The following is a 10674-nucleotide window of genomic DNA, read 5'->3' on the forward strand; positions in this document are numbered from 1 at the left end:
TGTACACCCAGAACGAATGGGGCGAGGACCAGCTCGTCACCACTATTGACAAAAAAGGAGTGGTCACGACGTACACTTATGACGCTGAAGGGTATATGTCAAGCGCCAGCCAGGACAAAGGCGACTATCATGTAGCGGACATCGTCTACAAGCTCCTGAACGGTGAAGAGGTCATCGATACCATAACCGACCGCAAGGGGAAGGTCACCAATTATGAGTATGATGGGAACAACCTGATCGGCACTAGTTCGAGTGATGGCTCAAGCGCCGTATACACCCAGAACGAATGGGGCGAGGACCAGCTCGTTACCACTACCGACAAAAAAGGCGTAGTTACGACTTACTCCTATGACACGAACGGGTACATGGCCTCAGCCAGCCAGGACAAAGGCGACTATCATGTGTCGGACATACTCTACAAGCTCCTGAACGGTGAAGAGGTCATAGACACCATAACCGACCGCAAGGGCAAGGTCACGACTTACCAGTATGACGGTAACAACCTCTCCGGCACTTCTTCCACCGACGGGTCGAGCGCCGTATACACCCAAAACGCGTGGGGCGAAGACCAGCTCGTTACTACCACCGATAAAAAAGGCGTAGTTACCACCTATACCTATGACACGAACGGATACATGGCTTCGGCCAGCCAGGATAAAGGCGACTACCATGTGTCGGACATACTCTACAAGCTCCTGAACGGTGAAGAGGTCATAGACACCATAACCGACCGCAAGGACAAGGTCACGACTTATGAGTATGATGGGAACAACCTGATCGGCACTAGTTCGAGTGACGGCTCAAGCGCGGTGTACACGCGGAACGCGTGGGGTGAGGACCAGCTTGTCACTACCACTGATAAAAAAGGCATTGTTACGACCTACTCCTATGATACGAACGGATATATGGCCTCAGCCAACCAGGACAAAGGCGACTACCATGTGTCGGACATACTCTACAAGCTCCTGAACGGTGAAGAGGTCATAGACACCATAACCGACCGCAAGGGCAAGGTCACGACTTACGAGTATGACGGGAACAACCTGATCGGCACTAGTTCGAGTGACGGCTCAAGCGCGGTGTACACGCGGAACGCGTGGGGTGAGGACCAGCTCGTTACCACTACCGACAAAAAAGGCGTAGTTACGACTTACTCCTATGACACGAACGGGTACATGGCCTCAGCCAGCCAGGACAAAGGCGACTATCATGTGTCGGACATACTCTACAAGCTCCTGAACGGCGAGGAGATCATCGATACCATAACCGACCGCAAGGGGAAGGTCACGACTTACGAGTATGATGGGAACAACCTGATCAGCACTAGTTCGAGTGACGGCTCAAGCGCTATATATACCCAGAACGAATGGGGCGAGGACCAGCTTGTCACTACCACCGATAAAAAAGGCGTCGTCACGACCTATTCGTATGACGCTGATGGCCATATGGCAAGTGCCAGCCAGGATAAAGGCGATTATCATGTGTCGGACATAGTCTACAAGCTCCTGAACGGCGAGGAGATCATAGATACCATAACCGACCGCAAGGGCAAGGTCACGACTTATGAGTATGATGGGAACAACCTGATCAGCACTAGTTCGAGTGACGGCTCAAGTGCTATATATACCCAGAACGCGTGGGGCGAGGACCAGCTCGTTACCACTACCGACAAAAAAGGAGTGGTCACGACGTACACTTATGACGCTGAAGGGTATATGTCAAGCGCCAGCCAGGATAAAGACGAGTATCATGTGGCTGACATACTCTACAAGCTCCTCAATGGCGAAGAGGTCATCAATGCCATAACCGACCGCAAGGGTAAGGTCACGACTTATGAGTATGATGGGAACAACCTGACCAGCACTAGTTCGAGTGACGGCTCAAGCGCTGTATATACCCGGAACGCGTGGGGCGAGGACCAGCTTGTCACTACCACCGATAAAAAAGGCATCGTTACGACCTACTCATATGACACGAACGGGTATATGGCCTCGGCAAGCCAGGATAAGGACGGCAAACATATAGCCGATATAGCCTATAAACTTCTGAACGGTGAAGAGGTCATAGACACCATAACCGACCGCAAGGGCAAGGTCACGACTTATGAGTATGATGGGAACAACCTGATCAGCACTAGTTCGAGTGACGGCTCAAGTGCTATATATACCCAGAACGCGTGGGGCGAGGACCAGCTTGTCACTACCACCGATAAAAAAGGCATCGTTACGACCTACTCATATGACACGAACGGGTATATGGCCTCGGCCAGCCAGGACAAAGGTGACTATCATGTTGCGAACATAGTCTACAAGCTCCTTAATGGAGAAGAGGTCATCGATACCATTACCGACCGCAAAGGTAAGGTCACGACCTACGAGTATGATGGGAACAACCTGATCAGCACTAGTTCGAGTGACGGCTCAAGCGCCGTATACACGCGGAACGCGTGGGGCGAGGACCAGCTCGTCACTACCACCGATAAAAAAGGCATCGTTACGACCTACTCATATGACACGAACGGGTATATGGCCTCGGCAAGCCAGGATAAGGACGGCAAACATATAGCCGATATAGCCTATAAACTTCTGAACGGTGAAGAGGTCATAGACACCATAACCGACCGCAAGGGCAAGGTCACGACTTATGAGTATGATGGGAACAACCTGATCAGCACTAGTTCGAGTGACGGCTCAAGTGCTATATATACCCAGAACGCGTGGGGCGAGGACCAGCTTGTCACTACCACCGATAAAAAAGGCATCGTTACGACCTACTCATATGACACGAACGGGTATATGGCCTCGGCCAGCCAGGACAAAGGTGACTATCATGTTGCGAACATAGTCTACAAGCTCCTTAATGGAGAAGAGGTCATCGATACCATTACCGACCGCAAAGGTAAGGTCACGACCTACGAGTATGATGGGAACAACCTGATCAGCACTAGTTCGAGTGACGGCTCAAGCGCCGTATACACGCAGAACACGTGGGGCGAGGACCAGCTCGTTACTACCACCGATAAAAAAGGCGTAGTTACCACCTATTCATATGACGTTAATGGTTATATGACCTCGGCAAGCCAGGACAAGAACGGCAAACATGTCGGGGATATCACCTATAAACTTCTGGGCGGTGAGGAAGTCATAGATACCATTACCGACCGCAAGGGCAAGGTCACGACTTATGAGTATGATGGGAACAACCTGATCAGCACTAGTTCGAGTGACGGCTCAAGCGCGGTGTATACCCAGAACGCGTGGGGCGAGGACCAGCTTGTCACTACCACCGATAAAAAAGGCATCGTTACGACCTACTCCTATGACACGGACGGGTATATGGCCTCGGCCAGCCAGGACAAAGGTGACTATCATGTTGCGAACATAGTCTACAAGCTCCTGAACGGTGAAGAGGTCATCGATACTATAACCGACCGCAAGGGCAAGATCACGACTTATGAGTATGACGGGAATAACCTGATCAGCACTAGTTCGAGTGACGGATCAAGCGCGGTGTACACCCGGAACGCGTGGGGAGAGGACCAGCTTGTCACTACCACCGATAAAAAAGGCGTCGTTACCACCTACGCCTATGACCTGAACGGATACATGGCAAGCGCCAGCCAGGATAAGGCGGGTAAACATGTCGGGGATATCACCTATAAACTACTGGGCGGTGAAGAAGTGATCGACACCATCACCGACCGCAAGGGCAAGATCACGACTTATGAGTATGATGGAAATAACCTTGCTGCGACTTCATCAACCGACGGATCAAGCGCTATATATACCCAGAACGAATGGGGCGAGGACCAGCTTGTTACTACCACTGACAAAAAAGGCGTCGTTACCACCTACACCTATGACCTGAACGGATACATGGCAAGCGCTAGCCAGGATAAGGCGGGTAAACATGTCGGGGATATCACCTATAAGCTACTAGAGGGTGAAGAGGTCATCGATACCATAACCGACCGCAAGGGCAAGGTCACGACTTATGAGTATGACGGGAATAACCTGATCAGCACTAGTTCGAGTGACGGCTCAAGCGCGGTGTACACCCGGAACGCGTGGGGAGAGGACCAGCTTGTCACTACCACCGATAAAAAAGGCGTCGTCACGACATACACTTATGACACTGAAGGGTATATGGCTTCAGCCAGCCAGGACAAGAACGGTAACCACATCGGAGATATAACCTACAAACTCCTGAATGGCGAGGAGGTCATTGATACCATAACCGACCGCAAGGGTAAGGTCACGACTTATGAGTATGATGGGAATAACCTCGCCGGCACTTCTTCCTCTGACGGATCGAGCGCGGTATATACCCAGAACGCGTGGGGCGAGGACCAGCTTGTCACTACCACCGACAAAAAAGGCGTCGTTACCACTTACACCTATGACCTGAACGGATACATGGCAAGCGCCAGCCAGGACAAGGACGGTAAGCACATAGCCGATATGGCCTATAAACTCCTCAATGGAGAGGAGGTCATCGACACCATAACCGACCGCAAGGGTAAAGAAACTACTTACGGATATGAAGGCAACAATTTGGTGGCGACCTCCTCAACCGACGGCTCAAGCGCGGTATATACCCAGAACGCGTGGGGCGAGGACCAGCTAGTTACCACCACCGACAAAAAAGGCGTCGTCACGACATATACTTATGACGCTGAAGGATACATGGCCAGCGCCAGCCAGGACAAGAACGGCAAGCATATAGCCGATATGGTCTATAAACTCCTTAATGGCGAAGAGGTCATAGACACTATAACCGACCGCAAGGGCAAGGTTACGACTTACGAGTATGACGGGAACAACCTGATCAGCACTAGCTCGAGTGACGGCTCAAGCGCGGTGTATACCCAGAATGCGTGGGGCGAGGACCAGCTTGTCACTACCACCGATAAAAAAGGCATCGTTACGACCTACTCCTATGACACGGACGGGTATATGGCCTCGGCCAGCCAGGACAAAGGTGACTATCATGTTGCGAACATAGTCTACAAGCTCCTGAACGGTGAAGAGGTCATCGATACTATAACCGACCGCAAGGGCAAGGTCACGACTTATGAGTATGATGGGAATAACCTGATCAGCACTAGCTCGAGTGACGGATCGAGCGCGGTATATACCCAGAACGCGTGGGGCGAGGACCAGCTTGTCACTACCACCGATAAAAAAGGCGTCGTTACCACCTACACTTATGACGCTGAAGGGTACATGGCCAGCGCCAGCCAGGATAAGAACGGCAAGCATATAGCCGACATGGTCTATAAACTCCTTAATGGCGAAGAGGTCATAGACACTATAACCGACCGCAAGGGCAAGATCACGACTTACGAGTATGACGGGAATAACCTCGCCGGCACTTCTTCCACCGACGGGTCGAGCGCGGTATACACCCAGAACGCGTGGGGCGAGGACCAGCTTGTCACTACCACCGATAAAAAAGGCGTAGTTACCACCTATTCATATGACGCTAATGGATACATGGCAAGCGCCAGCCAGGACAAGGACGGTAAGCACATAGCCGATATGGTCTATAAGCTCCTCAATGGCGAAGAGGTCATAGACACCATCACTGACCGTAAAGGCAAGGTCACCACTTATATGTATGATGGAAACAACCTCACCGCGACCTCTTCCACCGACGGATCTAGCGCGACATATTCCGAGAACGCGTGGGGCGAGGACCAGCTTGTCACTACTACCGACAAAAAAGGCGTCGTTACCACTTATACCTATGACCTGAACGGATACATGGCAAGCGCCAGCCAGGATAAGAACGGCAAGCACATAGCCGATATGGCTTATAAACTTCTCAATGGCGAAGAGGTCATAGACACCATAACCGACCGCAAGGGTAAAGTAACTACTTACGGATATGAAGGCAACAATTTGGTGGCGACCTCCTCAACCGACGGGTCGAGCGCGGTATATACCCAGAATGCGTGGGGCGAGGACCAGCTAGTTACCACCACCGACAAAAAAGGCGTCGTCACGACATACACTTATAACGCTGAAGGGTACATGGCAAGCGCCAGCCAGGACAAGGGCGGTAAGCACATAGCCGATATGGTCTATAAACTCCTCAATGGCGAAGAGGTCATAGACACCATAACCGACCGCAAGGGTAAAGTAACTACTTACGGATATGAAGGCAACAATTTGGTGGCGACCTCCTCAACCGACGGATCAAGCGCTGTATACACCCAGAACGCGTGGGGCGAGGACCAGCTAGTTACCACCACCGACAAAAAAGGCGTCGTCACGACATACACTTATAACGCTGAAGGGTACATGGCAAGCGCCAGCCAGGACAAGGGCGGTAAGCACATAGCCGACATGGTCTATAAACTCCTTAATGGCGAAGAGGTCATAGACACCATAACCGACCGCAAGGGTAAAGTAACTACTTACGGATATGAAGGCAACAATTTGGTGGCGACCTCCTCAACCGACGGCTCAAGCGCGGTATATACCGAGAACGCGTGGGGAGAGGACCAGCTTGTCACTACTACCGACAAAAAAGGTGTCGTCACCACCTATTCATATGACGCTAATGGATACATGGCAAGCGCCAGCCAGGACAAGGACGGTAAGCATGTCGGGGATATCACCTATAAACTACTGGGCGGTGAAGAAGTGATCGATACAATAACCGACCGTAAAGGCAAGGTCACGACTTACGAGTATGACGGGAATAACCTTGCCGCGACTTCATCAACCGACGGATCGAGCGCGGTATACACCCGTAATGCGTGGGGAGAGGACCAGCTTGTCACTACTACCGACAAAAAAGGCGTCGTTACCACCTACACTTATGACACTGAAGGGTACATGGCCAGTGCCAGCCAAGATAAGAACGGCAAGCATGTCGGAGATATCACCTATAAGTTGCTAGAGGGCGAAGAGGTCATAGACACCATCACCGACCGCAAGGGCAAGGTCACGACTTACGAGTATGATGGAAATAACCTTGCTGCGACTTCATCAACCGACGGATCGAGCGCGGTATATACCCAGAACGCGTGGGGCGAGGACCAGCTTGTCACCACCACCGACAAAAAAGACGTAGTTACGACATATGCCTATGATGCGGACGGGTATATGGCCTCGGCCAGCCAGGACAAAGGCGACTATCATGTGGCTGACATCGTCTACAAGCTCCTGAACGGTGAAGAGGTCATAGACACCATAACCGACCGCAAGGGCAAGGTCACCACTTATGAGTATGATGGAAACAACCTTGCCGGCACTTCTTCCAGTGACGGCTCAAGCGCGGTATATACCGAGAACGCGTGGGGCGAGGACCAGCTTGTCACTACTACCGACAAAAAAGGCGTCGTTACCACCTACACTTATGACACTGAAGGGTACATGGCCAGCGCCAGCCAGGACAAGGACGGCAAGCATGTCGGAGATATCACCTATAAGTTGCTAGAGGGCGAAGAGGTCATAGACACCATAACCGACCGCAAGGGCAAGATCACGACTTACGAGTATGACGGTAACAACCTGGCCGGCACTTCTTCCACCGACGGGTCGAGCGCCGTATACACCCAGAACGCGTGGGGCGAGGACCAGCTCGTTACCACTACAGATAAAAAAGGCGTCGTTACCACCTACACTTATGACACTGAAGGGTACATGGCCAGCGCGAGCCAGGACAAGGCAGACAAACATGTCGCTGACATAGCTTATAAGCTGTTGAGCGGCGAAGAGGTCATAGACACCATCACCGACCGTAAGGGCAAGGTCACCACTTATGAGTATGATGGGAACAACCTCGCCGGCACTTCTTCCAGTGACAGCTCAAGCGCCGTATACACCCAGAACGCGTGGGGCGAGGACCAGCTCGTTACCACTACCGACAAAAAAGGCGTCGTTACCACCTATTCATATGACGTTAATGGCTATATGTCGAGCGCGAGCCAGGACAAGGAAGGTAAACATATCGGAGATACCGTATACCGCCTTCTTAACGGGGATGAAGTGATCGATACGATAACTGACCGTAAGGGCAAGGTCACGACTTATGAGTATGATGGGAACAACCTGATCAGCACCAGTTCGAGTGACGGCTCAAGCGCTGTATATACCCAGAACGCGTGGGGCGAGGACCAGCTTGTCACCACTACCGACAAGAAAGGTGTCGTTACCACATATTCGTACGACGCTAACGGATATATGTCAAGCGCCAGCCAGGATAAGGAGGGTACGCATATAGCCGATATGGCCTATAAACTCCTTAACGGAGAGGAGGTCATCGACACCATCACCGACCGCAAGGGCAAGGTCACGACTTATGAGTATGATGGGAACAACCTGATCAGCACCAGTTCGAGTGACGGCTCAAGCGCTGTATATACCCAGAACGCGTGGGGCGAGGACCAACTCATTACGGCTACCGACAAGAAAGGTGTGGTGACGACCTATTCATATGATACTAACGGGTATATGTCGAGCGCGAGCCAGGATAAGGAGGGTAAGCATATAGCCGATATGGCCTATAAACTCCTTAATGGCGAAGAGGTCATAGACACCATCACTGACCGTAAAGGCAAGGTCACCACTTATATGTATGATGGAAACAACCTCACCGCGACCTCTTCCACCGACGGATCTAGCGCGACATATTCCGAGAACGCGTGGGGCGAGGACCAGCTTGTCACCACTACCGACAAAAAAGGCGTCGTTACCACATACACATATGACCTGAACGGATATATGACAAGCTCAAGCCAGGATAAGGAGGGTAAACATATAGCCGATATGGCCTATAAGCTCCTTAACGGCGAGGAGGTCATAGATACTATCACTGACCGTAAAGGAAAGATCACGACATATATGTATGATGGAAATAACCTCGCCGGCACTTCTTCCACCGACGGGTCGAGAGCGACATACACCCAGAACGCGTGGGGCGAGGACCAGCTTGTCACCACTACCGACAAAAAAGGCGTCGTTACCACCTACACATATGACCTGAACGGATATATGACAAGCTCGAGCCAGGATAAGGAAGATAAACATATAGCCGATATGGTCTACAAACTCCTTAACGGCGAGGAGGTCATAGACACCATCACGGACCGCAAAGGAAAGATCACGACATACGGGTATGAAGGCAACAACCTTACGAGCACCTCGTCGACCGACGGGTCGAGCGCCGTATACACCCAGAACGCGTGGGGCGAGGACCAGCTTGTTACCACGACAGATAAAAATGGCGTGGTCTCAACTTACTCGTATGACGCCAACGGATACATGGCAAGCGCGAGCCAGGACAAGAACGGCAAACATGTGGCGACCATGGCCTATAAGCTCCTTAACGGCGAGGAGGTCATAGACACCATCACGGACCGCAAAGGCAAAATAACGACGTATAACTATGAAGGGAATAACCTCGTCGCGACTTCCTCCACCGATGGATCGAGCGCCGTATATACCCAGAACGCGTGGGGCGAGGACCAGCTTGTCACCACTACCGACAAGAAAGGTGTCGTCACAACCTATGTCTATGACGCCAACGGATATATGACAAGCGCGAGCCAGGATAAGAACGGCAAACATGTGGCGACCATGGCCTATAAGCTCCTTAACGGCGAGGAGGTCATAGACACCATCACGGACCGCAAAGGCAAAATAACGACGTATAACTATGAAGGGAATAACCTCGTCGCGACTTCCTCCACCGATGGATCGAGCGCGGTATATACCCAGAACGCGTGGGGCGAGGACCAGCTCGTTACCACGACGGATAAAAATGGCGTGGTGACGACCTACTCATATGACGCCAACGGATATATGTCAAGCGCCAGCCAGGACAAGAACGGCAAGCATGTAGCGGACATGGCATATAAACTCCTTAACGGAGAAGAGGTCATAGATACTATCACGGACCGTAAAGAGAAAGTAACGACATACGTCTACGAAGGGAATAACCTCATCGCTACATCTTCTACCGACGGATCGAGCGCGGTATACACCCAGAACGCGTGGGGCGAGGACCAGCTAGTCACGGCTACCGACAAAAAAGGCGTGGTTACCTCCTATGTCTACGATGCTAACGGATATATGGCCTCAGCAAGCCAGGACAAGAACGGCAAACATGTAGCCGACATGGCATATAAACTCCTTAACGGAGAAGAGGTCATAGACACTATCACAGACCGTAAAGGCAAAGTAACGACATACATCTATGAAGGGAACAACCTCGTCGCGACTTCTTCCTCCGATGGATCGAGCGCGGTATACACCCAGAACGCGTGGGGCGAGGACCAACCCGTCACTACTACCGATAAAAAAGGCGTCGTTACCTCCTATGTCTACGATGCTAACGGATATATGGCCTCAGCAAGCCAGGATAAGAACGGCAAACATGTGGCGGACATGGTCTATAAGCTCCTTAACGGAGAAGAGGTCATAGATACTATCACGGACCGCAAGGGCAAAATAACGACATATGAATACGATGACAACAACAATCTGCTAGCGACCTCATCCAACGACGGGTCGAGCGCGGTATATGCCCAGAATGCGTGGGGCGAGGACCAGCTTGTCACTACCACCGACAAAAAAGGCGTCGTTACCACATATGTCTACGACGCTAACGGATACATGGCAAGCGCGAGCCAGGACAAAGGTGATTACCATGTGGCGGACA

General features: G+C 51.6%; 1 protein-coding gene. It reads left to right on the forward strand.

Annotation, left to right across the window (positions count from 1 at the left end):
• The coding region (locus PHH49_08335; protein MDD5488945.1) for a hypothetical protein at positions 1 to 10674 on the forward strand (10674 nt) is incomplete at both ends.

It is taken from the genome of Candidatus Omnitrophota bacterium (genome assembly GCA_028715965.1).
Lineage (GTDB): Bacteria > Omnitrophota > Gorgyraeia > Tantalellales > Tantalellaceae > JAQUQS01.